Source organism: Providencia sp. PROV261 (genome assembly GCF_028477945.1).
In the GTDB taxonomy this organism is placed as follows: domain Bacteria; phylum Pseudomonadota; class Gammaproteobacteria; order Enterobacterales; family Enterobacteriaceae; genus Providencia; species Providencia stuartii.
In genome coordinates this window covers 1-25,798 of sequence record NZ_JAMPMC010000016.1, presented here as the reverse complement: position 1 = coordinate 25,798, position 25,798 = coordinate 1, and the positions used below count along the sequence as shown (strand labels likewise).

General features: G+C 42.3%; 20 protein-coding genes. 10 read left to right on the top strand and 10 right to left on the bottom strand.

Translation table 11 applies throughout. The features are described from left to right. The first annotated feature begins 4 nt into the window (after positions 1–4). The 3 genes from uvrD (at position 5) to PR675_RS11420 (ending at position 4,537) form a co-directional block, all read left to right on the top strand. Complete coding sequence (uvrD, locus tag PR675_RS11430; RefSeq protein ID WP_004915554.1) at positions 5–2,176, top strand: DNA helicase II; 2,172 nt, start codon at positions 5–7, stop codon at positions 2,174–2,176. A gap of 212 nt (positions 2,177–2,388) precedes the next feature. Beyond that, positions 2,389–3,687, top strand: a complete 1,299-nt coding sequence (locus PR675_RS11425; protein WP_060561492.1) for a hypothetical protein — start codon at positions 2,389–2,391, stop codon at positions 3,685–3,687. A gap of 265 nt (positions 3,688–3,952) precedes the next feature. After that, positions 3,953–4,537: a 2OG-Fe(II) oxygenase gene (locus PR675_RS11420; RefSeq protein ID WP_004915561.1), complete on the top strand. Its 585-nt coding sequence runs from the start codon at positions 3,953–3,955 to the stop codon at positions 4,535–4,537. 53 nt (positions 4,538–4,590) lie between these two features. Here PR675_RS11420 and prfH read toward each other — a convergent pair whose 3' ends face one another. The 6 genes from prfH to PR675_RS11390 form a co-directional block, all read right to left on the bottom strand. Further along, positions 4,591–5,202: a peptide chain release factor H gene (prfH, locus tag PR675_RS11415; protein ID WP_225829670.1), complete on the bottom strand. Its 612-nt coding sequence runs from the start codon at positions 5,200–5,202 to the stop codon at positions 4,591–4,593. Continuing rightward, positions 5,199–6,335 (bottom strand): RNA ligase RtcB family protein, encoded by a 1,137-nt coding sequence (locus PR675_RS11410; RefSeq protein WP_060561491.1) that lies wholly within the window; start codon positions 6,333–6,335, stop codon positions 5,199–5,201. The genes prfH and PR675_RS11410 overlap by 4 nt, the downstream gene beginning before the upstream one ends. A 288-nt stretch (positions 6,336–6,623) precedes the next feature. Beyond that, complete coding sequence (locus PR675_RS11405; RefSeq protein WP_060561490.1) at positions 6,624–8,345, bottom strand: amidohydrolase; 1,722 nt, start codon at positions 8,343–8,345, stop codon at positions 6,624–6,626. Between the two features lie 104 nt (positions 8,346–8,449). Continuing rightward, complete coding sequence (locus PR675_RS11400) at positions 8,450–9,802, bottom strand: APC family permease (RefSeq protein WP_060561489.1); 1,353 nt, start codon at positions 9,800–9,802, stop codon at positions 8,450–8,452. Positions 9,803–10,514: 712 nt separating this feature from the next. Beyond that, positions 10,515–11,405, bottom strand: a complete 891-nt coding sequence (gene rarD / locus PR675_RS11395) for an EamA family transporter RarD (RefSeq protein WP_004915578.1) — start codon at positions 11,403–11,405, stop codon at positions 10,515–10,517. A gap of 159 nt (positions 11,406–11,564) precedes the next feature. Further along, entirely contained in the window at positions 11,565–12,035 is a 471-nt protein-coding gene (locus PR675_RS11390; protein WP_014657293.1) for a thioesterase family protein, read from the bottom strand. A gap of 186 nt (positions 12,036–12,221) precedes the next feature. Between PR675_RS11390 and pldA the strand changes: the two genes are divergently transcribed. From pldA to PR675_RS11360, 6 genes are all read left to right on the top strand, one after another. Then, complete coding sequence (gene pldA, locus PR675_RS11385; RefSeq protein WP_376738356.1) at positions 12,222–13,085, top strand: phospholipase A; 864 nt, start codon at positions 12,222–12,224, stop codon at positions 13,083–13,085. Positions 13,086–13,214: 129 nt separating this feature from the next. Next, positions 13,215–15,041 (top strand): ATP-dependent DNA helicase RecQ, encoded by a 1,827-nt coding sequence (gene recQ / locus PR675_RS11380; RefSeq protein ID WP_004915592.1) that lies wholly within the window; start codon positions 13,215–13,217, stop codon positions 15,039–15,041. A gap of 15 nt (positions 15,042–15,056) precedes the next feature. Then, positions 15,057–16,052, top strand: a complete 996-nt coding sequence (gene pldB / locus PR675_RS11375; RefSeq protein ID WP_272582746.1) for a lysophospholipase L2 — start codon at positions 15,057–15,059, stop codon at positions 16,050–16,052. Between the two features lie 13 nt (positions 16,053–16,065). Continuing rightward, positions 16,066–16,872: a sugar/pyridoxal phosphate phosphatase YigL gene (gene yigL / locus PR675_RS11370; RefSeq protein ID WP_004915597.1), complete on the top strand. Its 807-nt coding sequence runs from the start codon at positions 16,066–16,068 to the stop codon at positions 16,870–16,872. A gap of 223 nt (positions 16,873–17,095) precedes the next feature. Then, entirely contained in the window at positions 17,096–17,809 is a 714-nt protein-coding gene (locus PR675_RS11365; protein WP_060561488.1) for a hypothetical protein, read from the top strand. A 262-nt stretch (positions 17,810–18,071) separates the two neighbouring features. Next, the gene (locus PR675_RS11360) at positions 18,072–18,863 is read left to right on the top strand and encodes a tetratricopeptide repeat protein (RefSeq protein ID WP_004915601.1); all 792 of its coding nucleotides are present in this window, start codon (positions 18,072–18,074) and stop codon (positions 18,861–18,863) included. A gap of 9 nt (positions 18,864–18,872) precedes the next feature. Here PR675_RS11360 and PR675_RS11355 read toward each other — a convergent pair whose 3' ends face one another. The 4 genes from PR675_RS11355 to rsgA all read right to left on the bottom strand — a co-directional run bounded on the left by PR675_RS11355 (position 18,873) and on the right by rsgA (position 24,792). Further along, positions 18,873–19,205 (bottom strand): hypothetical protein, encoded by a 333-nt coding sequence (locus tag PR675_RS11355; protein ID WP_004915603.1) that lies wholly within the window; start codon positions 19,203–19,205, stop codon positions 18,873–18,875. A 70-nt stretch (positions 19,206–19,275) separates the two neighbouring features. Beyond that, positions 19,276–22,617, bottom strand: coding sequence for a miniconductance mechanosensitive channel MscM (gene mscM / locus PR675_RS11350; RefSeq protein ID WP_272582745.1), 3,342 nt, complete (start codon positions 22,615–22,617; stop codon positions 19,276–19,278). Between the two features lie 38 nt (positions 22,618–22,655). Beyond that, the gene (gene asd / locus PR675_RS11345; RefSeq protein WP_004915608.1) at positions 22,656–23,612 is read right to left on the bottom strand and encodes an archaetidylserine decarboxylase; all 957 of its coding nucleotides are present in this window, start codon (positions 23,610–23,612) and stop codon (positions 22,656–22,658) included. 127 nt (positions 23,613–23,739) lie between these two features. Beyond that, positions 23,740–24,792 (bottom strand): small ribosomal subunit biogenesis GTPase RsgA, encoded by a 1,053-nt coding sequence (gene rsgA, locus PR675_RS11340; protein WP_040133385.1) that lies wholly within the window; start codon positions 24,790–24,792, stop codon positions 23,740–23,742. A gap of 117 nt (positions 24,793–24,909) precedes the next feature. Between rsgA and orn the strand changes: the two genes are divergently transcribed. Beyond that, positions 24,910–25,452 carry an oligoribonuclease gene (gene orn, locus PR675_RS11335; RefSeq protein ID WP_014657301.1) on the top strand — a complete coding sequence of 181 codons (543 nt, stop codon included), beginning with the start codon at positions 24,910–24,912 and terminating at the stop codon, positions 25,450–25,452. Positions 25,453–25,798 lie beyond the last annotated feature (346 nt).

The window sequence follows — 25,798 nt, the reverse complement described above, 5'->3', positions numbered from 1 at the left end:
TTTGATGGTAATTATGGACGTTTCTTATCTGCTCGAAGGCCTTAACGACAAACAGCGTGAAGCGGTTGCTGCACCACGCACTAACTTATTAGTACTTGCGGGAGCGGGTAGTGGTAAAACGCGTGTGTTAGTACATCGGATTGCTTGGTTAATGGCGGTTGAGCATGCATCGCCATTTTCGATTATGGCGGTGACCTTTACCAACAAAGCGGCGGCAGAAATGCGCCACCGTATTAATCAATTGATTGGCTCAAGTGAAGGTGGCATGTGGATAGGAACGTTCCATGGTTTAGCACATCGCCTTCTACGCCAACATTATCTGGATGCTGGCCTACCACAAGATTTTCAAATTTTAGATAGTGATGACCAGTATCGGTTAATTCGCCGTTTGCTAAAAGCGATGAACCTTGATGAAAAGCAGTGGCCACCCCGTCAGGGCATGTGGTATATCAACGGCAAAAAAGATGAGGGGCTACGGCCTCAACATATTGAGTGCTATGGTAATCCGGTTGAAAGCACTTGGCTGAAAGTATATCAAGCCTATCAAGAAGCTTGTGATCGTGCGGGGCTAGTGGATTTTGCTGAGCTCCTGTTACGCGCCCATGAACTGTGGCTGAACAAACCTCATGTGCTACAACATTATCGCGAACGCTTCACCAATATTTTAGTCGACGAATTCCAAGATACTAACAGTATCCAATATGCGTGGATCCGAGTGTTAGCGGGTGACACGGGTAAAGTGATGATCGTCGGCGATGATGATCAGTCCATTTATGGCTGGCGTGGTGCACAAGTGGAGAATATTCAGCGTTTTTTGAATGATTTTCCCGGTGCCGAAACTATCCGTCTTGAGCAAAATTATCGTTCGACGAATAATATTCTGAAAGCCGCTAACGCATTGATCGCACATAATAGTGATCGATTAGGGAAAAATTTATGGACGGAAGGCGGTGATGGCGAGCCAATCTCTCTCTATTGTGCTTTCAATGAATTAGATGAAGCACGTTATATTGTCAGTCGTATTAAACAGTGGCAAGAAAATGGGGGAGCTTTGCAAGATTGTGCCATGCTATACCGTAGTAATGCTCAGTCGCGTGTACTGGAAGAAGCCCTTATTCAAAGCGCGATGCCATATCGTATATATGGTGGTCAGCGTTTCTTCGAACGCCAAGAAATCAAAGATGCCCTCTCTTATTTAAGGCTTATTGCTAACCGCAATGATGATGCGTCGTTTGAACGAGTCGTGAATACACCGACGCGGGGCATTGGTGAGCGGACGCTGGATACGGTACGGCAAACCGCGCGTGATCAACAACTGACACTCTGGGAAAGTTGTGAATATTTATTGCGTGAGCAAGTCCTCGGTGGGCGAGCGGCGGCAGCGATTGAACGTTTCTTGGAATTAGTGGATGCACTTGCGAAAGAAACGCAAGAGATGCCACTGCATGTACAAACGGATAGAGTGATCAATGACTCTGGCTTACGTGCAATGTATGAGCAAGAAAAAGGGGAAAAAGCACAAGCGCGTATCGAAAACTTGGAAGAGTTAGTCAACGCAACGCGCGACTTTAGCTATCAAGATGAAGATCAGGATCTGATGCCATTGCAGGCTTTCTTATCTCACGCAGCGCTCGAATCGGGAGATGGGCAAGCGGATATTCATCAAGATGCAGTCCAACTGATGACACTTCACTCGGCTAAAGGTTTGGAATTCCCGAATGTATTTATCGTGGGCATGGAAGAAGGAATGTTCCCAAGCCAAATGTCGATGGATGAAAGTGGGCGTTTGGAAGAAGAGCGGCGTTTGGCTTATGTGGGGATCACTCGAGCTATGCAAAAGTTGACGATAACTTATGCAGAAAGCCGCCGTTTATATGGGAAAGAGGTCTATCACCGTCCGTCACGTTTTATTGCGGAATTACCGACGGAATGTGTTGAAGAAGTGCGTTTACGTGCAACCGTATCACGCCCTGTTAATCACCAACGCCTTGGCACACCCGTTACTCGAAATGATTCAGGGTATGCGTTGGGGCAACGTGTTCGCCATCCGAAATTTGGTGAAGGCACAATTATTAACTTGGAAGGCAGTGGTGAGCATTGTCGACTGCAAATTGCTTTTCAAGGGCAAGGGATCAAATGGCTGGTTGCATCGTATGCACGGTTAGAAAATTTATAGTTTATTGATAAATGCCAATTCTAATTTCGCTATTAGAATTGGCATTTTTATAGTTTTCACTTTTATTATAAACGAATTAATTAATAGCTTTATGTGGTTTTAATTAACGTATATAAAATTAAAATTTGTTTTGTTCTCCTCTCAGTTATATATTTTTAACGCTCCGTATTGCTATCAGCTAGTACGTTTATTTAAAACTAAGGGAAAATAAAATGGATTTTGTAAATAGAGATGATATAACTAATTATAAAAATAAGTTTAATGCAATTAAAAAGGATTATGATCAATTTATCGGTGATAATCAATCTGTATTAAGAGTATTAGAAACAGAAATAAATCATCTAACTACGAGCCCATATGTAGCGCAATATAAAAGAAATCAACAACTAATACAATGGATTAATAGCGCTATTTATCATATTGAAAAAGCCAATAAAATAATATTAAAACAGTTATCCAATCACCGCTCATCACTACGTGCTTTTGAACGGGGTAAACAGCCTTTCCCTGGGGCTTTTAGTCATGGCGTGATCAAATTTGATCTCGAGTTTCCTGAGTCGGTAATGAGTGAATTGCGCTTTACGGCACGTCATGCAATCGGGCAAACAATGGATAGATTCACTGAATTGGATAAACGCGTTTCCTCGTTAAGCAGCAACAGTCCATCATCATTAGAGAAGACGCCAGTAAATAACCCGTTCTTAGAGAGCGTACAGGTTGCACTAAAGGTGACGACGTTGGATTACCTTGATGCTTATAGAAGGCAAACCAAATTGTGTGATAAGGCGCTTTCAGATATTAAACATGCTTTTAAGGGGGGGAATTCAAAAATTAACAAAATAGAAGCGCTATCGCGTAAATTAACAGCATGGTCTGCGAGAGGCGCATCAAAACAGACGGGTTTAAATAAAGAGTTACTTCTCTCTGTAGGTAATGCAACGAAAATTGCGATTCAGACACAGAAAAATAATATCGAAATACTCAATAATCACTACAGTAACGTTATAAATGCGCTTAATATAAGCCGTGATGACAATGCGTATTTAACAATGGGTTCTGCCGAGCTACAAAACTATATTGATAGTTTAAATGAGTTAAAAAATAATAATTATATTTCGAATAAATTAAATGAACTCAAAGAGACTAATGTTGCCATCCATGATTTTATGGATAATGCAACTAAGGCTTATATTAAGAAGTTCCATCGAGAAGTGAATTCGGTGTACTCGTTATTAAAAGCTCAGCAAGAGCAGTTAGCAAATATTAGCGAACAATATTTATCTTCCCGTCTTGCACTGCTTACCGCCTATCGCGATGACCAGAAAATGGTGGAGTCAAAACTTATTTCATCGTCCTCTCAACTATTGAGTGAGCAAATCTCAAGTTTTGAAAAAGCCCCAGAAGCTGTGAGTTGTTTTACGTATGCAACGAAGGACAATAGAGAGGGTGCATCAGCCGCACTAAAATTTTGTATGGGGAAAACCGCATTTTGTGGGCATGGAACGTGTTGATGGTTGAGGCCTTAGCGTTCGACTAGGGCGTAAAATAGATTAATTGTCATTGGTTTCATTAGGGCGTGCTCATCCTAGTGGTGAGCACTCTTGGGGTTTGTTTGTAATATCGTTGTTTTTCAAATGGTTCACTAATTTAAAATCGTTATCTTGTGGTAGGTTACTTTGATTCGAGAGTTTAATCTTTAAGATTTAAGTTTTTAATTTTAAATTTTCCACACAGTGAAGTATAAAATCATACCGAATAACCTTTCTAATATTTATCATGTCATTGAATAATCTAATTGATTCTCTTTCTACACAGGGTTGGTATGTGTGGGATGATTTTTTGAACCTGTCAGAAATAGAGGCTATTAAGGGCTGTATTCCTGATAATCTGCATGATGCGCGCATAGGTAACGGTGAGTCACTGCATGGCAATAAAGCTATTCGCGGTGATCAGACAATTTGGCTAGAGTCTGAAATGGGCGAGCCTATCGCCAGTTATATGGCGAAGATGGATGAAATCCGCCAAGCGCTAAATCGCTCGTGCTATATGGGATTGCGTGATTTTGAAACCCATTTTTGCCGTTATCCTAATGGGGCATTTTATAAAAAACATGTGGATAATTTCCAAGGGCAAGGGCGGCGTAAGGTGACGACTGTGCTTTATATGAACGAAGCATGGAAATCTGGGGATGGGGGTGAATTGGTCGTGTATGATCAGCAGGATAATAAGCTATTTCAGCTTGACCCTTTAGCCGGTCGGATGATTGTATTTATGTCTGAAGAGTTCCCTCATGAAGTGTTACCTACCCAACAAAAGCGTGAAAGTATTGCCGGATGGTTTTTGACGGAAAAAATACTTTAAGCTTTATCTATCCAATGAATGCCACCTCCTGACGGAGGTGGGCTGTAAATGAATTAATTAATTCGTTTAAATGCTTGTCCAGAAAAGATAATGTTCGCATTTCCTCTTTCTATTTGATAATGCGCATTATGTCGTTGTTTATTTAATGCCGATGCTTGCTGATCTTGGTATTCATTTAAGCGCCAATAAATAAGCTGCTTAGCTAATTTTTTATTGGCATGCTGACTACGTTCAGATTGCACTTTGACACTAATCCCTGTTGCAAGATGTTTTGCTCTTACCGCGGAGCAGGTTTTATTAACATGCTGCCCGCCAGGACCTTGAGCTTTTATAAATTCAAACTCGATATCACTCTCTTCAATGGTTTGAATCGGCGAAAAGCGGATCACATTAATAAACCAATTTTTCCGTTTATGTTTTGGTCTTAAGGGGCTTTGACACTGCCACTGTATTGTCCCAGACCATAACTGAGCTAGCTCCTCAGCACCATGCCCTTCTAAAGCGACCAAAGCAGATTTTAAGCCATGTTTTGATGCAACCGTTTCGAGCGTATTGACCATGACTTCACGTTTTTTAGCCTCAATAAAAAAGCAAGCCAGTGCTTTTTCAACAGCGATACAGCACTCCTCGGGGCCTTGTGCAGAAGAAAATTGTAATAACATTATGCACACTCCCCACTGATTTTGTAGGTGAGTAAGGGGCGTAAACGTGCGATAACCTCAATTAACCCTGCTCCCACCATACTTTCAATCACGGTTTCAATCGACTTATAGGATTGTGGAGCTTCCTCATAGATCAATTGTTTATTAGCACAGATGACTCGGCTACCTAATGCAGTACGCGATAGCTGCAATGGAGTATATCGGTGAGACAACCGCCTCTTACACTCAGTACGCATCCATTTGCGGCCAGCACCGTGAGCCAGTGAATTTAAGCTCACCTCACTTGCATGAGGCAGAACTAAATAACTGAAATCGCCACGTGACCCAGGAATAATGACCATGCCTTTGTCAGAAGGGGTTGCCCCCTTGCGATGGAGCCAACCTTGTATGCCGTTAATCGTGCAAGGTTCAACCAAGTTATGATTAACATCAAGGGCCATTTCCCCCTTTGCCTTGACCTGCTGCAACATGCGTAAGCCAATTAATTGGCGGTTTAGTTCGGCAAAAGATAATGCATGTTGGTGAGCTTCTAAATAGGCTTTCGCGTCATTTGAATGCTCTTCAAGGCCATTATGGCTATGATTTTCAACATGTTGACGTAATATGGATTGCCCTAATCCTCGGGATCCACTGTGCACAAGCAGTAATGCACACTTTTTATTTAAACCGCTTTGTGCAATCGACTCATCGTTAAATATTTTGTCGATGATTTGAAATTCAGCAAAGTGATTACCGCCGCCAATCGAGCCGAGTGAGGACATAAAATGATGGGATTTCATTTCATGAGGAACATGCTCATCGAGCCATTCTAAGGGGGCGCTATCCGGCATTGTGGATAACTGTTTTTCAAACTTATCCAAGTTTAACTTCGTGGTCTTGATATCGGTCTGAAATAAACTCATTCCACAGCCAATATCATTACCGACCAATGCAGGATAGAAACGTTGTGTTGAGAAAAATGCCGCACCAATTGGGTAACCACGACCAGGATGTAGATCTGGCATGCCTACCACGGAAACCATATTAGGGAGCGCTGCGGTTGTTTGTAACTGTTGGATTGCTTTACTTTCAATCCAAGTATTTTCTGTCGCGATATAACTGACGTGTTCGCTGACAGAATGAATAATATTGCCCATAAGTCATTAACTCATTTTTAAGGAAAAAATAAGGTGATTTAGCAGGCAAGAACTGGAGAGATAGAGAGACTATTTCTGAGTACGCCCGCAAAGAGTGTGATGAATTGTTGTCATGATGTTCCTCCTTGCAGTGTGTGAGATGGTTAAAAACGAGCGGATAATAACGACAGGGATGGGGGATTGCAAGCGGTTTTCACAAGAGTGTTGCTGATTAAGAATTGTTTACGCTTTGTAGAACGGCTTACAGAAAGACGGTAAGCCGTTTAATTATTGAGCTTAGATATCAAGTTACTGCGCGATATGGACGGTCTTACCGCCAATAATCGTACGTAATACCTTCACATTTTCAATATCATCAGCTGGGATCTGAAATACGTTACGATCGAGCACGATCATGTCTGCAAATTTACCCACTTCAAGTGAGCCAATCACATCTTCTCTGTGTTGAGCATAGGCAGAGTCAATCGTGGCTGAACGAAGGACTTCAATGACCGTCATATCACGGTCATTATCCAAGCGAGGGGCTGGTTTACCATTGATATCACGTCCACGGCGAGTGGCTGCGACTTTTAAATCATACCATTCGTCAAAATCATCAATCGGCCAGTCACTACCAAAGGCGACCACAGCACCCGCATCGATAAACTTCGCGATAGGCTCTAATTGTTCAAAACGCTCTTCACCGAGCATGTTACGCTCAAAAGCGGCTAATTCAGGGGTTGGCGCAGCCCACTGGAATGAAAGACAAGCGATCGTTTTGAGGCGTGCAAATCGCTCATAATCTTTTGGATGAACCAATTCATTGTGAGCAAGGCCTGGGCGAATATCTTTTTCTGGATGGGCTGCACGCATTTTTTCGATGGCATCAAGCACAATAGAAACGGCACCTTCACCGACTGTATGTAGATGTGGGTCATAACCTGCCGCCGCAATCTTTTCCATCAATTCATCAAGAATTTCAGCAGTAAAATACAAATCGCCATAGTTATCTGTTTCAACCCAGTTTGGAGCTTCATCGGTGCCGATATTGATGCGATAAGGTTGTAACAGTGAAGCCGTCATTGTTGGGAACTGCATCACACCATCGACAAACATTTTGATATTTCGCAGGCCGATCCCCGGCGCTGGCGTCCAATCAGCTTGGTGCCATTTTTTAGCGAAAGCGACAGCTTTATCGACAGCGGCTGCAACTGAGGCGACATCCGGAGTTTCATCTGGCGTGATCTCGCGGGCAGCTTGAAAGCGAACGGTCAGCTCTTCGCGACGTTGTAGTTCAGCAAAGGCTTCTAATTGCTGCTCAGAAACACGGGCATCCATTACGGTGGTTACACCTTGCTGGTTTAACACTTTTTGTACCAGTTCAGCAACTTCAATGGCTTGGTCATCGCGAATTGATGGGATGCTGTCTGCTGCACGCATCGCCGGTGCATCTTCTAAAATCCCATTTAGTTCGCCGTTAGCATGTTTACCAATTTTACCATCGGGTGGCTCAGGGGTGTCTTTGGTGATACCAAACAATGCTAAAGCACGGCTATTTGCTAGCAGTGTATGGCAGTCATTGGAAAACAGCACCACAGGGCGATTGGTTTTCAGTTTGTCCATGTCCTCGCGGTACATATCAATACCTGCCGGTAGCATACCTTGGCGTAGCCAAGCTGTGACTTTTAGCCAATCATTTTCCCCGGTACGCGGGTCTTTATCTAAATGATCTTGGACACGTTGTAGTATCTGCTCAATCGTTAGCGACTCGTAGTTGAGGTGGCAGCCAAATAGCTGGATCCCACCCCAAAATGGGTGCATATGGCCATCGATGATGCCGGGCATCATCATTTTGCCTTCTAAATCGATACTCTCAGTTTCCGGCCCAACGTATTGGTGTAATTCCTCTGAAGTACCACTTGCGATAATGTAGCCATCTTGTACGGCAATGGCATCTACAACACTGTTTTGCTTGTCTGCGGTGTAGATATAACCGTTGAAATAAATGACATCTGCAACTTTATTATTCATTTCTAACCAGTCTTTATCAGGGCCCTATCGGTATGGGCAGGAACAAAAATAATGGGGAAATTATGCATCCCCATTATTATCATACGTGTACTAAAGTATAGGTACTAATTGATGATCATATTGGTCTCATCGTCCGAAATTGCGGGTGGACGACGTCTGAAACCATGTGTGAGCAATGTGAGATAAAATGCACCAGCCGCTAGCCAGCACAGGCCCACAGTAAAGGCCTCTTTATCTAGGCTTGTCCATAACCATAGGGTGAGTATGACACCAATCGACGGCATAATCAGGCAAGTGATAAATTTTTTACCATCAAGCGCTTCTTTGCGATCGATATAGAAGTGTTTAATCACAGACAAGTTCACAAAGGTAAATGCAATCAGTGCACCGAAGCTAATCATTGAAGCTACCATGCTGAGCGAAAGCACCAGCGAAAGCAGTGATGCGATGGCAACAAAAATGATTGAATACACAGGGGTATTCAGTTTGGGATGCAGGTACGCAAAAACTGAGCGTGGCAAGACGCCATCACGCCCCATCGCATAGAAAATACGCACAATGCTGGCTTGTGATGTCATAGCAGAGGCAAAGACACCAATGACATAAGCGGTAATAAAGCTAGATGCCATCATTGCGCCGCCGACTTTTTCCATGACCGCGAGGCTAGCAATATCGGTATTTGGAATAAAGTCTTGCCATAATGGATAACTCAAATGGGCGCTGTAAGAGATGATGATAAACAGCGCACCCGCAATAAAGACGGTATAAATAATCGCTTTTGGTAATGTGCTACGCGCATCTTTTGTTTCTTCTGCCATGGTTGAAATGGCATCGAAACCTAAGAAGGCCAAACATAGCACGGCAGCACCCGCGAATAATCCAGGCATTTGATCTGCCGTTAGCGTAATCGGTGCGAGTAGTGCGTCTGTATCTAGCACAAAATTAGTCTTAAAGCTCAAGAACAAGAATACGGCGATAAAGACAATTTGCATGCTAATAATCAGCATATTCATTGAAGAGACGAGTTTGATCCCTAAAATATTCATGATGCTGACAACGGCAATCGTGGTGCAGATAATGACTGGCATTGGAATATTAGGGAAAGCTTCATGCACGAAGATCCCAATCGCAATATAGTTAATAATCGGCAAAAATAAATAATCGAGTAATTGCGCCCAACCGACTAGGAAACCCAATGTTCCGCCAAATGTTTTTTGCACATAAGAGTATGCAGAACCCGAAAGAGGTAGCGCACTCGTCATACGGCAATAGCTCATGGCAGTAAAGAGAACGGTAGCCAATGTCACAAGATAAGCGATAGGCAAATGGCCTTCACTTAATACTGTCACTTGTCCATAGGTAGTGAAAATCCCGAGTGGCACCATATAAGCCAGCCCAAAGAAAATGAGCGCAGGCGTGGTCAGTACACGTTTCATTTGAACGGTATTCTGTTGCATTTTTAAGCCCTTCCCAAAAGCCCTTAACAACTATCAACTCTTTCTGAATACACAGGCGGAGTGAACCTAAAATGCAGCCATATAAACTGACTACACTATTGTATTTAAAAAATTTTTTAGAGCGGACCTGTATTCAATTTCAGAAAACCTCGCACCAGGACATAAATAAATTACATGTCATCGTGCGCACTTTAATGAAACGTCAGTGATGAATCGGACCATCACCATCCGCTGGGGTGAATACAAGCGGCGTACAATATAGAGTCGATGTTCCTTTAACGCAATGATTAATTATTAAAAAATAAAAAATGACTTTTTTTCAAAGAGTTGGTTTTAATTTAGAGATAAACCGGAATTTAATTTTAGATAAATTTAATAATAGCCTGTTTTAAGCGTAACGCAACCCTATTGGATTATCATTCAACACTTTGATTTTATGGGTTTTTCTTTTGTGCGTAAAAGTGGGTTCTACTGAAAGGTGAGTGTTTTATATTGTCGAGAGTTATGGCTTATTTTAATAATAAATGGGCTTTTTTTAATATATTTAGGTTGAGTTAACATTTAGATAAACGTGATGAATTAGCATATTGTCTATTATGCTTAAAATAAATTAACTCATTCAGTTCCATAAAATGAAACACTGACCTTTTATTCATAAATAAATAAAGGTCAGTGTTTTGGACTTTGCCTTTATATAGGCAATTTACAGGAATTACTTTCTTAACCTTTGTTGTGTGTAAAGTGCATCCAAGGTAAATAAAATTAATGCGACCCAAATAAAGCCAAATGTCACGAGTAGCTCTGATGTCATTTTTTCGCCGTAGATAAATACCGCGAGTAAAAACATAATAGTTGGCCCTAAATATTGGAAAAAGCCCAGTGTCGACAAGCGAAGGTGGTTAGCTGCTTCAGTAAATAGCAACAATGGCACGGTTGTGATAACACCAGCAAGGATTAATAACACATTTAAGTGCCAATCATTCATTGCCATGTTGCTGGTTGGGCTATCGGCAAAGAACAGCAAGAAAATAACGCCCACTGGGAGTAACCACAGGGTTTCAAATGTCATTCCCGTTTGGGCATCAACTCCAAGTTTTTTCCGTAATAAACCGTAGGTTGCAAAAGTCACGGCGAGGCTAAGTCCGATAACCGGAACGGAGCCAAATTGCCATAACTGAATAAGAACACCCGTTAAGGCTAAAATAACCGCGACCCACTGCATGCGGCGAAAGCGCTCTTGCAGAAATAGCATTCCAAATAAAACGTTCACCAGAGGGTTAATAAAGTAGCCTAGGCTAGCTTGCAACATATATCCATGGTTAACGGCCCAAATATAAATTAGCCAGTTGGAAGCGATAGTCACCGCGGTGACGCCTAATATAAGGATTTTTTTAGGCTGCTTTAACACTTGGCGCATATAGCTCCAGTGTTTTGTTGCAGTTAATAAAACCAACATAAAGAAAAATGACCAGATAATACGATGAGTCAGTATCTCTTCTGCCGGCACCTCTTGGATGGTTTTAAAATAAATAGGTGCGACGCCCCAAATTAAATAAGCGCCCAAGGCACATAACACGCCTTTGATGGTATTTTGTTGGCTCATTATTGGCTCTGAATTTGAATAAACGGCTAAAAGTAAGTCGATTGAGATATCGAGCCTTAGAAAATATCGGCTCGATTTATGACCTTATTAATGTGACATTGCTCGAGTTTTTTTACAAGTTATTAGTTGAGTAAGTAACTAATTTTTTACTTTCTCGTTTCATCCAATGAGATAAGTGGCCGTGGCTGTTGCGATATGCTGATTACGTTCGTTATGTAGTTCGCAACGCGTCACCGCAATTTTATTGCCATCGCGTAATAAACTGGCGCTTGCAGTAAACACTTCACCTCGACCAGGACGTAAATAATCAACTCGTAGATCAATGGTGCCCATTTTTGACATTTTATCGACAATATCTTGATGCACTAATGGTGTGATCCGTTGGAGAATACGGTTAATACATACCATGCCACCAGCGACATCTAATATTGATGCAATGACACCACCGTGAAGAATGTTTTGTGTAAAATTACCAATCAATTCTGGACGATTCTTAATTGTTAGTTGGACAAAATCATCATTTATCTGAGCCAATTGTATTCCCAAAAGCTGATTAAAAGGCATTTTATAGATAAACGCATCACTCATGAGCTTACTCGCTTCTTCTAATGTATAAGTACGGTCATTCATCTTATTCATCCTTTAAAAAATATGTGAATAATAAGTTATCACTATGTATAAAATATGTCTCTATGAAATGAACGAATAATCTTTCAGCAGTTGTCAGATTTTGTGTGTAAAATGAGATAAACTTTTTTGGGATTTTTTCAGAATAGGAATAACAGAATGCGCGTTTTTCACAAATTAGTTGGTACTGTGCTCTGTTTTTGGTCTGTATCATTATTCGCCGCAGAAAATACAGATACATTAACTTCCGTAGATACAACAGAGAAAACGCCAATTAGAGGCAGCATTATTTCTGGGTTATTACAAAATTACGAGAGTCCTTTTGTACTTTACCCTTATGAATCCAATTACATTATTTATACCTATACCTCATCTATGAATAAAGAGGCGATAAAAAGCTATGATTGGGGTAAAGATGCATTGCGCGATGAAGTAAAGTTTCAGATTAGTCTAGGTTTCCCTTTATGGCGCGGGATTGCGGGGGAAAACTCCGTATTAGCGGCGTCATATACTCAGCGTTCTTGGTGGCAATTAAGTAATAAAAAAGAGTCTTCACCATTTCGCGAAACCAATTATGAACCTCAGCTATTTATTGGTTGGGCAACAGATTATCAATGGGGAGGTTGGACATTACGAGAGCTGGAAACAGGCTTTAACCACGAGTCGAACGGTCGCTCAGAGCCAACCTCTCGCAGCTGGAACCGCATTTATGCGCGGGCCATGGCACAAAATGGCAATTGGCAAGTTGATTTAAAACCGTGGTATCGCATTCATGAGAGTGAAGGCAGCGATGATAATAAAGATATCACCAAATACATGGGCTACTATCGACTAAAAGTGGGTTATGCTCTAGGTGATAGTGTGATTACCGCGACAGGGCGTTACAACTGGAACAGTGGTTATGGTGCCGCGGAATTGGGTTGGAGCTATCCCATTACCAAACATGTGCGATTATATACCCAGTTGTTTAGTGGCTATGGCGAATCGATGATTGATTATGATTACCGACAAACACGTTTTGGTATCGGTGTGATGCTAAATGATATGCTTTAGTCATTAGCGCTTATTTGCTAGCATACTGCAACTCTATTTCAAGTGATACCTTGAAAAACACCGAGTGCTAACCCGCTATTTAGATGCTGCTCTATTGAGCAGCTATCAGTTTGTCATTTGAGGATCCGCGTGTCTACAGCTGAAGTGATCTCCCAGTTTTCACTGGCTGAAAGTATACTCAATAATACTTTTGGTTATCAGTCTTTCCGCCCTGGGCAGGAAGCTGTTATTCGTGCCATACTCGATAACCGCGATTGTTTGGTGCTTATGCCAACTGGGGGCGGTAAATCGCTATGTTATCAAGTTCCTGCTCTGGTTAAAGAGGGGGTAACGCTGGTGGTATCGCCTTTGATCTCCCTAATGAAAGATCAGGTCGACCAATTACGCCTTCATGGTATCAAAGCAGCTTGTTTAAACTCCTCTCAAACCGCTCAAGAGCAGCGAGACGTGATGGCCTTATGCGCCCAAGGCGCCATCAAGTTGCTGTATGTTGCGCCCGAAAGGTTATTAACTGACTATTTTCTTAGCCAGCTGAGTAGTTGGAATATCAGTTTATTGGCGGTGGATGAAGCACACTGCGTTTCGCAATGGGGGCATGATTTTCGTCCTGAGTATCGCGCCATTGGTCAGTTACGGCAGCACTTCCCTGATGTTCCTATCATGGCATTAACGGCAACAGCAGATGAAACGACACGAGCCGATATCGTACGTTTATTGGCCTTACATGACCCTTTGATACAAATCAGCAGTTTTGATAGACCCAATATCCGCTATACCTTAGTCGAAAAATATAAACCGCTTGATCAGCTTTGGTTCTTTATCAAAGCACAAAAAGGTAAAGCGGGTATTGTCTATTGCAATAGCCGCAGCAAAGTGGAAGAAACGGCAGAGCGTCTGCAAAAACGTGGGTTAAGCGTTGCAGCTTATCATGCAGGGTTAGATAACCAACAACGAGAGTGGGTACAAGATGCTTTTTTAAAAGATAACCTACAAATTGTTGTGGCAACAGTGGCTTTTGGTATGGGGATCAACAAGTCCAATGTGCGCTTTGTGGCGCATTTTGATATCCCTCGCAATATCGAGGCCTATTATCAAGAAACAGGGCGAGCAGGTCGCGATGGGGTTGAAGCGGAAGCCGTACTATTTTATGACCCTGCGGATATGGCATGGCTACGCCGCTGTCTTGAAGAGAAACCCGCTGGCTTGCAGCAGGATATTGAGCGCCATAAGTTGAATGCGATAGCTGCATTTGCGGAGGCTCAAACTTGCCGCCGATTAGTGCTGCTCAATTATTTTGGTGAAAATAGGCAAGCACCGTGTGGCAATTGTGATATCTGTTTAGACCCGCCAAAACAGTATGATGGGCTAGTGGATGCCCAAAAAGCGCTATCTTGTATTTACCGTGTTGGTCAGCGTTTTGGTATTGGTTATATTGTTGAGGTCTTGCGCGGGGCAAACAATCAGCGCATCCGCGAGCTAGGCCATGATAAATTACCGGTATATGGCATCGGTAAAGATCAATCCCATGAGCATTGGGTCAGCGTTATCCGCCAGTTGATCCATCTTGGGATGATCACACAAAATATTACGCATTTTTCAGCGTTGCAATTAACGGAAGCGGCTCGGCCGATATTACGCGGCGAATCCGCTTTGCAACTTGCTGTTCCTCGTGTTTTGGTGGCAAAAAGCCGTAATCAGCAAAGCAAAGTTTATCGAGGAAACTATGATAAGAAGTTATTTGCTAAGTTGCGCAAATTGCGTAAATCTATAGCAGACGAAGAGAATATTCCTCCATTCGTTGTGTTTAATGATGCAACCCTGATTGAGATGGCTGAGCATTGTCCGGCTTCCCCTTCAGAATTGTTGTTAATTAATGGTGTGGGGGAGAAAAAGCTTGAACGCTTTGGTGATGCTTTTATGACATTGATTAGGGACCATCTTGAAGGTTACGAATGACGAAAGGATATACATATGACCCCAGAAAAGCTGAAAGAAAATTGGTTAAACCGAGAAACTCAATTTTCTGCATTTGCTAACGGTCCACTTTTAGACTTTTGGTTGCGCAGAGAAGAAGCCGAATTTCTAGGGGGCGATGATGTTCCTATTCGCTATGTTCGTTTTACCCATTCCCTAAATAATAAAGCCGTTGTTATCTCCCCTGGTCGTAGCGAAAGCTATATGAAATACCCAGAAGTTGCCTATGACTTCTATCACCTCGGTTTCGATGTCTTTATTATTGACCATCGAGGGCAGGGGCGCTCCGGACGTATGTTGGATGATCCACAAAAAGGCCACGTTGAAAAGTTTACTGACTATATTGATGATTTTGCAAAGTTTGTTGAACTTGAAGTGCAATGTCGGCATTATCTCAAATGTTATGCATTAGCTCACTCAATGGGGAGTGCGATCCTCGGCGGCTATTTATTACGGGATAATGTCACCTTTGATGCAGCGGCGTTTTGCGCCCCTATGATTGGGATTAATTTACCGATCCCACACTGGTTAGCGAGCTTTATTGTTGATCGGGCGGAGCTACACCGCAGTGTGCGTAATGACTATGCGATTTCAACGGGGAAATGGCAGCCGTTGCCTTATTTGATCAATGTGTTGACTCACAGTCAGGAACGTTACCGGCGTTATCTCCGCTATTATGCGGATTATCCCGAATTGCGGCTAGGTGGCCCTACCTATCATTGGTTAAAAGAAAGTTTTGCAATTGGCGATGAGCTAATTGCCCGGGCGGGAGAAATTGATGTACCACTGTTGGTGTTAGAAGCAAGTGAAGATAAAGTGGTCAGCAATCGAGAGCTACAGGCTTTTTGTCAAAGTCGGCAAAAAGCACAGACAGGAAGAGAAGAAAAATTACCCCTCGTGATTGAAGGGGCACACCACGAAATCCTGTTTGAAGTGGATGCATTAAGAGCGATGGCGCTTAATGCTATCTGTGATTTTTTTGAGCAGTATTAGCTAGGAATGATTTATGAAATATCCTGTTGTTGCTTCTGATTTGGACGGTACTCTTTTATCTCCTAATCATGATTTAACCGCTTTCACCAAGGAAACACTGAAACAATTAGTAGAAACACAAGATATCCATTTTGTGTTTGCGACGGGTCGTCACCATGTGGATGTTGCACAAATTAGAGATGGTTTAGGTATTGATGCCTATATGATCACGTCGAATGGTGCACGGGTACACAATACAAAAGGTGAATTGATCTTTAAGCATAATGTTGATCCTGAAATTGCTCATGAGTTGTGCTTGATGGAGTTTGATCACCCTGATTTGGTGACCAACTATTACGGGGGAGATGACTGGTTTATTAACCGTGAAAGCCCCGAACAGAAAGAGTTCTTTAAAGAATCGGTATTTCAGTACACGCTATTTGATCGCCATAACTTTGATACTTCAGATGTTTGTAAAGTCTATTACACCAGTGAAGATCACGATATGTTGGTAGATTTACAAAATCGCATCCGTGAACGTTGGCAAGATCGTGTTAATGTGACTTTTTCACTACGTAGTTGCTTAGAGGTCATGGCTGGTGTGGTTTCTAAAGGGGAAGCCCTGCAACAAGTTGCGGCACTTCAAGGTTATCAAGTGCATGACTGTATCGCCTTTGGTGATGGTATGAACGATAAAGAAATGCTGACCTTGTCAGGGAAAGGTTGCATTATGGAAAATGCTCACCAGATGCTTAAAGATGAATTACCTCAACTTGAGGTCATTGGCTCTAATGCCGATGATGCGGTAGCGCGTTATTTAAGAAAGCTCTATTTAGCATAATGTAAAAATTAAATGTTATCCGAAAATAGAGGTCGATAAAACGACCTCTATTTTATTATCGCAAATCTATTCATTCATCTACTGCTTAGCTATTTAAATATTAAATAAAAACAGCGTTTATATGTGAAATATAAATTTTAACTCTAAATTAAGTTAGTTTAAGCTATGTTATTAATATTAAAATAATATTGTTTATCTAGGCTTGAAAATAGAGGGAATTTGTATGGATATCGACGTCAGAGTGGAAAAGCTCCTAGAAAAAATAAGTCTCGCCCATCGTTCAATAAAGCTGTATGAAGAGAGGATATTGCAATTAAATCAATCAGCTAAAATGAGTTTTAACTCAATAGATAATGAGGTTAACGAAGGTGATTTTCAATTTATTTTCAGTATGTTAAATAATCTAAAATCTGATTTGGAAAATAACAAGGAATTATTTGGATTGATTTTAGAAAAACAAATAATATATAAAAATATACTCGATGAAATTAGCGCAATTAATGTTGGTTCAGCATTATATCAAGCCACTCAATTTGATAATGATATTGAAATGCTAAATAGCTTTATAGTATCACAGGAATTTTTCGATAAAGTTAACGATGAATTAAGCCGCATTAGTCATTCTTATTATGGTTCATACCGTCAAATTATTGAGGAAATGCAGCAGTTAATTGAAGTGAGAGGTTATCTTCAATATGACCTACAAGGGATTAATAGTGACCTTGAGCCGATTAAAGAAACATTAGATGTATTTCGGTTAACTGGGGAGCTGCCTCGAGACATTGTGTTATACCGGAGAATACAAGAGAGAGCCGATGAGTTATTGCTATCAAGCCATATTAGTGCGCTCCCTCCAGCAGAAAGCGAAATACCGGTATTTCGAGACAACTCTCTCGATGCTTTTTTACCCAATCAATTGTGCCATGCTAAACCGTAAGCGTGTGTCTTACCATAACGAAAGTAAGGTGTTGCCGACACCTTACTTGGATCAGGAAATATCTCATTTTATACAACAAACTTAAAAAAAGATGCTGAATTTGCAATAAAGTCAATTTTCCTATTCTTTCTGTATGCAAGTGGCATTAAACTATCAACGAGTCGGCAGTGTGTTTAGGCTATAGCTTAGCAGCAGTTTGCCGATAATAATGGATCACACTGTTTTCGCAGTCGGTAATTTGCACTGTTGAGGGTTGTTTAGGATGAAAAAAATTGCGTTAGCGCTATTGTTGGGCTCTGTTTGCTATAGTTCATTATTACTGGCTACTCCCCCGATAAAATCGGCACCTTCACAACAGACAATAGAGCAAATTACGCAATTAGCACAAAAAGGTGATCCAACCGCACAATATCTTCTCGGTCAACGCTATTTTAAAGGTAATGGCGTTTCTCAAGATTCTAAAGTCGCTGCCGAATGGTTTATCAAGGCGGGTGATCAAGGCAATGCAGACGCTCAATTCCAATTAGGAACAATGTATGTGAACGGCTTTGGCGTTCGCCGAGACTACGATAAAGCGATGCTTTGGTATCAACAAGCGGCTAAACAGAATGATACACGGGCAGAAACCAATATGGCGATGATGTATGCTCAAGGCCTTGGTGTCGCTCAAGATCTCGAAAAGGCAGCTTATTGGTTCAGAAAGGCCGCTCAAGGGGGCAACGTGATTGCCCAATTCCATATTGGCCAAATGTATTCTATCGGCAGTGGTGTTGATCTCGATAATGAAAAAGCGGTGTTTTGGTTCCGCAAAGCTGCGAAGCAGCGCGATGCAAAAGCACAAGATCGTTTAGGGGTCATGTACTCTGAAGGGAAAGGTGTAAAGAAAAACCTTCAGCAATCTTATGCTTGGCTAACCACCGCGGTGTATAGCGGTAATAAAGAGAGCCATCGGCTGCAAAGTAAAGTCGCAGAGCAATTAAGCGAAAGCGAATTAAAGCAAGCGCAAAAATTAGCAGAGAACTATATTCAATCCTATGGATTTAAAGCAGGTTGAATGATCTGATCATTCGTGGGATATGATCCGATATCCCACCATAATGATCACGGATAATACAAGATAGGCCCAGCTCATACGGTAAAAACGGTTATATCCCCATCCCCGACGCACATCCAACTGTAGTTGCTTATTTGATACTTTACTCACCAAAATACGAAACGCCACAATATATAACAGGGTCAGCACTTGCCATAAATACAGGATGTTGACTGCAAATGATTTACCTACCACCAGTAAGATGATGAGTGGAATAAGAAAAAACAAAATAGAGCCGATCTTCTCAAGTTGAGAGACTCGCAATAAAGTCAGTTCATCTTGTGGTTCAATGGGCGCTTTCATTTTTCTACCTTAATCATCGATTGAGTATTAAGGCCAACGGCTTGATGGCCGCTGACCTTGAATATCGCCATTATAACTCCCCGGATTTACGCGGAGGGTTGCGACCAGAGAGGTTGTTTGTTGCGCTTTGCAGTGCATTCTCCCGTATGTCCACTCGAGCTTGGAATGGTGGGAATGGCAAGGTAATGCCTTGCTCTGCAAATGCTGCCAGTATGTTTTGATGGATTTCATGACGTGCAGGTAACCGATGCCCCATCTCGGCAGCATAAACACGCAATTCAAAGATTTGAATGCCTTGTTGTAAATCAACTAAATAAACCTCTGGGTTCGGGTTATCAAGTATCATCGTGGAACGCTCGGCCGCACTGAGTATGATAGAGGTCACTTGCTGGCTATCTGCATCGGCAGGAGCAGGGATCGTCATCACGATACGCGTGATCGTGTCAGATAAGGACCAGTTAATAAATTGCTCAGTAATAAAGGCCTTATTAGGCACAATAATCTCTTTTCTATCCCAATCTGTTAAGGTTGTGGCTCGAGTATTAATCTTTGTAATACTCCCTGTCAGATTACGGATCGTCACGGTATCGCCAATTCGAATTGGTTTTTCAAATAAGATCATCAACCCAGAAATAATATTGGCAAAAATCTCTTGTAAGCCGAAACCTAAACCAACCCCCATGGCGGCTATCAGCCATTGTAATTTTGACCAATCAATCCCGAGCATTGAGAAACCAACGATGGTACCAATGATGGTCAATGAGTATTTGGTTAATGTCGTGATGGCATACCCTGTACCAGGGGTTAAATCTAAGTGCTGCAATACTGCCAATTCAAGGAGTGCAGGTAAGTTACGCACCAACTGAGTCGTGACGATAATGATCAGTATGGCGATAAAGATAGACCCCATAGTGATCGGCTGAACAGTATCGACCCCATTAATTGTCGAGGTTACATCCCACAGACGAATATTTTCAAGGAACGAAAATGCAGTGTGGAGTTCAGACCAGAGCCAAATGAGAGAAACCAACGCTATCATCGTGAGGATTGAGCGGACTAACCCGACGGATTGCGCGCTGATTGCATCAAGGTCAATCACTTGCTCATCAATATCAATGTTCCCTTCGCCACTCGCATTGGGTTGGTGAATATCCTCTTCCCCTTTGGCCCTTTGCGCTAAGATTTCTGCACGACGTTGTTTGGCTCGTTCAAAGGCTAATTTACGGCGCTGTATTGACATCCAACGGCGGATAGCATGGTAGACAATCAATAATACAAACCATATCGCGACAGAGGTCTCTAAACGGCCAAGCAGGGCTTGAGACGTTGAGAAGTAGCCTAATAGTGAGAAGAATGCAGCGATAATCGGTGCAACCAGCAGCATCCACCACAGTGCTTTATTGATTAGGTTATCCCCTGAACCATGTCTATCAAGGTAGAGAGGCACATGGGTGCGGCGCAAATTGTTTGTCATTAAGCTCAATGCAAAGCACAGTAGCAAGAAGCAGAAGCGACCGATGGAGGCAGAAAATTCCCTATCACTGTAGTGCTCAAAAGTGATCAGCGCCATCATCAGAGGTACGATGACAAATATCGCGAGCCGGTAATAACGCATCGCACGTTTTACCGCATCTTTATCCCACCCAAAGTGCGCAATAAATAGACCCGTTGGGCGTGAAAATGTTTCACTGATCATAAATAGCCATAGCACGGGAGTTGTGGCACTGACACCATAACCTATTGCCGCCGCCATCGGGTATTGCCAAGCACTTTGCAGGCCATAACCAATGGCAGACCACATCATTGGGAGTGGTAGCGCCACAATAATAGACCAAAAAATCGTGCGTATGGTGAGGTAAAAGTGGTCTTGAGTCACTTTACCAATGCGTAAGCTTGCTCTATCTAGAAAGTCTTGATAATGCTTACGCGTGCTAATACTAAAAATCACTAAAATGATCGAGCCAAACAGATATAGGAAGGTGTCTTGAGTTGTTAACATCACTTTAAAGGCACCAGTGAGCTGCGATAAGGTGTCTAAAGAGAGCAACTGAGTAATATCTGTTATCAATAAAACAGGATAGTGGAGTGTCACCGGTGGAGCATCGGCAACCCAAAACAGATAACGGTGTGACGCATCTTTAACATCTTTTAATGCGTCTGTTAGTTGGCTAGTGGCGACATTTAATTTTGTCAGCTCTAACATCTCGGTATCAAAGCCAGAAATGAGCGCGGTTAGCAGCTCTTTACGCGTCTTAATTAATGATGAGTAGACTTGCGCTTGTGCTGGGCTTAAATTATTTTCGGTCTCTTGTGTGGCGGTATCCAGTTTGGATAACCGGTCTAGCATATCTTCATAATTTAGGCGTTGTACCCGTAAATCTGCCATATCACGGTTAAGCTGCTGGCTTTTAGGAATTTCCGGTAAACGTGATAATTGGGTACGAAGTGCCTCACCTAACGTACTTGAACCATCAAGCCACTGCGCTTGCTCGCGGATAGTTGTCAATGCTTGGCGTGCATCTTGTATTCCCGAGGAGATTTCTGCTTGGCTCGTACTGATAGTGTTCATACGAACCGCTTGCTCAGTCAGCTCTTGGGATAGCTTGCGGTTAATATCAATTTGATCTTTAAGGAAAGGGGTCAACTCACCTTGTTCTGCAAGCATTTCGGTGTGTTCGAGTGCTAATACCGCTTTTTGCTGGCGCAACGTATTTTGCACTTCACGTAATTTTTGTAATTCAAGCTCCAGCCGGTTATAACGCTTTTTATTCAGTTCTAAAGCGACGCGTGAAATTTCTTGGCGGTTATTCGCGGATAATTGCGCCATTTCAAGCTCATTAACCTCAGCTTTGCGAGCACTCACTTCGGCTTGAGCTAAGGTTGTTTGGGCTTCTGCTAATGGTGTAGTAGGAGAGCTTAGTGATTGTAAGCGAAATGACGCTTCAGAAAGGAGGCGGCGTGCTTCTGATAATTGTTTTGGTAATGCACTTAGCGATTCACTGATTTCTCGGCCTTTATCTTGCTCCTGCTGTGTCTTTCTTCCCTGATCGAGAAGCTGACTACTCACTTGAATGATTTGTTGTTCAAGCTCAGACAAGCTGATATTGGTTGGAATATTGGTTGGCTCATCGCTTTCATTGAGTAGTTCTTGTCTTAGCCCCTTGATAATTTTAGGGAAATTATCGATGGCGTCTTGATAAGACTTGGCTTTAGCTTCCGACTGATTGGCTTCACTGATCCAGTTAAGTGCGCCTTGAAATGCTTGCGCTATTTCCGCATCTTTAGGGTTTTTACTGGGGGCGAGCTGAGCAAGCTCTTGCTTAATCAGTGCTTCATTTGGCGTACTATTGGAAGCCCCTGCCGCAGAGAAGGCGATTAGCAGGCTGAAAAAAAAACCGATAATCAAACGCACAGTCAGGAGCTCCTTCAAGCAATTAACAATATAAGGTATTACTGGGTTTCAATTTGCTCAGCGGCGGTATCCACTGAGGTATCATTTGCCACGGTTTCCGCCAGTAGCTCTCCCATACGAGTCGCATAGCCGGGGATCAGTGAGGCATTAAAACGAATAGCGTTCGGTTCAAACAGGTTAATGACGGTTGAACCTAGCTTAAAGAGACCCATTTCTTCGCCTTTTTTCAAGAATACGGCACCTTCAGTCAGTTGATCTGGGTAGGTCCAGCGCTTAATAACCCCTTCACGCTGTTGGTTAACACAACCACCCCAGACAGTTTCAATGCTACCAACGATAGTGGCACCGACTAAGATTTGCACCATCAGACCCACATCGGTTTTAAACACACAAATTAGGCGCTCATTACGGGCAAAGAGGTTGGGAACATTGGCGGCGGTCAATGGGTTGACAGAGAATAAATCACCCGGTACATAAATCATCTCGGTTAATAACCCATCGCATGGCATATGTACACGATGATAATCGCTAGGGGATAAATAGGTTGTGATAAACTCACCGCCACGGAATTTATCAGCTAGCTGATAATTACCCGCGAGCAAGGCTTCGACCGTATAATGGTGACCTTTGGCTTGAAAGATTTGGTCATCTTGAATTGAACCTAATTGGCTCACCGCACCATCAGCCGGTTGCGCTAATTGGTGTTTTCCTGTCACTAATGGGCGCGCTTCTTCTTTTAGCGGCCGAATAAAGAAATCATTAAACGTTGCATAAGCGGTGAACTCGCTTTTTTGTGCTTCACTCATATCCACTTTATAGGCTTTTGCAAACAGCTTAATTGCCCATTGAGTGACAAAGCCTGCATTCTTATCGGCGAACCAGCCGGCAAGTCTTGTAAGACCCTGTTTTGGTAGCATATATTGCAAACGTATTTTAATCTTATCTAGCACGTTAACCTCAAATTCGTAAAGGCCAGTTAGCAAAAAGGCAGTCATTGTACCTTTGCTTTTTTAAATAGGCTATTTTGTTTCGATAGGCTTAAAAATCTTTACCATTGATGAATCACCTACCAAAATAAATGTAAGTACTCGCTCACTTGGTTAGTGAGTCGTTAAGCCAAAACTACTTATCTTTACCCGTAAAATTCCCACGAGGCTTAATCTGTTCCATGCTCTCCAAAATACGATGATAATTTTCAAACCGTGATTCGGCGATTTTCCCTTCTTCCGTGGCTTCACGCAGTAGACAACCGGGATCATCCAAATGCTTACAATCGCGGAACTTACAGCCACCTAAATAGTCTTTAAATTCGACAAAACCTTTTGTTACTTGTTCCGTAGAAAGGTGCCATAGGCCGAATTCACGTACTCCCGGGGAGTCAATGACATCACCACCTAACGGAAAATGATATAACCGCGCTGTCGTTGTGGTGTGTTGGCCTAGCCCTGAAGTATCTGAAACGTCATTGACTAAAATGGTTTCTTCATTATGAGGCAAAAGAGCGTTCAGTAAACTGGACTTGCCAACGCCAGATTGACCTACAAACACTGATATTTTGCCGATCAGTGCGTTAGTAAGTGCTTCCATTCCTTCGTTGGTATGGCTAGAAACTTCCAGTACTTGGTAACCAATATCACTGTAAATAGTCATTAATTCGCTGACCCATTCACGGTTTTCTTGGTCTAATAGGTCAATTTTGTTTAGGACAATAATGGGTTGGATGCCTAAAGTTTCGCAAGCCACTAAATAGCGATCGATAATATTCAGAGATAGCTCGGGTAAAATTGAGGAAACGACCACAATTTGGTCAATATTTGCAGCAATAGGCTTTAGCCCATCATAATAGTCAGGGCGTGTTAGGACGGAGTGGCGTTCGTGAACGGCTTCAACAATGCCATTAACTTTGATATCGGCTTGTGTATTCAACGCAGGGCGCCAAACTACGCGATCTCCTGTGACGAGAGATGAAATAGTTCGGCGTAAGTTACAACGCTGTAATGTGCCATCGCTTGCTTCGATGTCAGCATGTTGCCCAAATCGGCTGATCACTAGCCCTTCTTGCGCTTCTCCTAATAGGCTGTCATCAATCTCAGTGACTTTTTGTTTTTTAAGTCTTTTTTGATGATTTGCCTGTACTCGGCGCTGTTGGCCTTTTGACAGTTTCTGCTTAGCCACCTGACCTCTCTTGATATTGTTGGCTGAGTTTTCTTGTTTACTAACTTGAGTGGATCGCGTCGATACCTCAAACGCGTTATCATACACGAACTCCATTGGATCAAGTTAGGGTATATGATGCAAAAGAATGAGAATAATTTAATCTGGATCGATTTAGAAATGACGGGTCTCGATCCTGAGCGTGACCGTATTATCGAAATTGCCACTATCGTTACCGACAGTCAGCTTAATATTTTAGCACAAGGTCCTGTCATTGCGGTTCATCAAACACAAGCACAATTGGATTTGATGGATGAATGGAATGTGAATACCCATACAGCAAGCGGCTTGGTTGAACGCGTTAAAAGCAGTACTTTCAGTGAGCGTGAAGCTGAATTAGCGACGATTGAGTTTCTAGAGCAGTGGGTACCAAAAGGGGCATCACCAATCTGTGGGAATAGCGTTGGTCAAGACCGTCGTTTTCTATTCCGCTACATGCCTGAGTTAGAAAGCTATTTCCACTATCGTTACCTTGATGTTAGCACCCTAAAAGAGTTAGCTCGTCGCTGGAAACCTGAAATTCTCGCGGGCTTCACTAAAAAAGGCACACACCAAGCTTTAGATGATATTCGCGAGTCTATTGCAGAATTGGCTTATTACCGTGAGACCTTTATCAAATAATCAAAGCAGAAAACTGAGATTGGCGACCAAAAGGTGGCCAATTTTTTTAGCGGTTAACTTATTACAGCGCGTTAAAAGTATAAGTAACAGGCATTCGGGTTTTCATGGCATGGACGTCATTGGGCGATGCGTTTTTAGAAAAAAGTAAAAAATGTTAACTGATTGAAATCAGAAGTTTACTTGCAACGCTGATAAAATCATCACAATGCCCAATTTATCAGCAAACAAATAAAAAAGTGAAAAAATTGAGCCAAGGGGCTTGCCTGCCGTGCAATTTCTCGTATAATGCGCTCCCCGTACCGATGAAGATTTTCATGAGTACGGTAAAGCAAAAAGAAAGTATTTT

Coding starts and splice junctions, on each gene's coding strand:
- PR675_RS11360 (WP_004915601.1), top strand. CDS start 18,072: ATGAAAAAAATTGCGTTAGCGCTATTGTTGGGCTCTGTTTGCTATAGT.
- pldB (WP_272582746.1), top strand. CDS start 15,057: ATGACCCCAGAAAAGCTGAAAGAAAATTGGTTAAACCGAGAAACTCAA.
- yigL (WP_004915597.1), top strand. CDS start 16,066: ATGAAATATCCTGTTGTTGCTTCTGATTTGGACGGTACTCTTTTATCT.
- PR675_RS11355 (WP_004915603.1), bottom strand. CDS start 19,205: ATGAAAGCGCCCATTGAACCACAAGATGAACTGACTTTATTGCGAGTC.
- asd (WP_004915608.1), bottom strand. CDS start 23,612: ATGACTGCCTTTTTGCTAACTGGCCTTTACGAATTTGAGGTTAACGTG.
- rarD (WP_004915578.1), bottom strand. CDS start 11,405: ATGAGCCAACAAAATACCATCAAAGGCGTGTTATGTGCCTTGGGCGCT.
- PR675_RS11425 (WP_060561492.1), top strand. CDS start 2,389: ATGGATTTTGTAAATAGAGATGATATAACTAATTATAAAAATAAGTTT.
- PR675_RS11365 (WP_060561488.1), top strand. CDS start 17,096: ATGGATATCGACGTCAGAGTGGAAAAGCTCCTAGAAAAAATAAGTCTC.
- PR675_RS11400 (WP_060561489.1), bottom strand. CDS start 9,802: ATGCAACAGAATACCGTTCAAATGAAACGTGTACTGACCACGCCTGCG.
- PR675_RS11405 (WP_060561490.1), bottom strand. CDS start 8,345: ATGAATAATAAAGTTGCAGATGTCATTTATTTCAACGGTTATATCTAC.
- orn (WP_014657301.1), top strand. CDS start 24,910: ATGCAAAAGAATGAGAATAATTTAATCTGGATCGATTTAGAAATGACG.
- PR675_RS11390 (WP_014657293.1), bottom strand. CDS start 12,035: ATGAATGACCGTACTTATACATTAGAAGAAGCGAGTAAGCTCATGAGT.
- PR675_RS11410 (WP_060561491.1), bottom strand. CDS start 6,335: ATGGGCAATATTATTCATTCTGTCAGCGAACACGTCAGTTATATCGCG.
- uvrD (WP_004915554.1), top strand. CDS start 5: ATGGTAATTATGGACGTTTCTTATCTGCTCGAAGGCCTTAACGACAAA.
- PR675_RS11420 (WP_004915561.1), top strand. CDS start 3,953: ATGTCATTGAATAATCTAATTGATTCTCTTTCTACACAGGGTTGGTAT.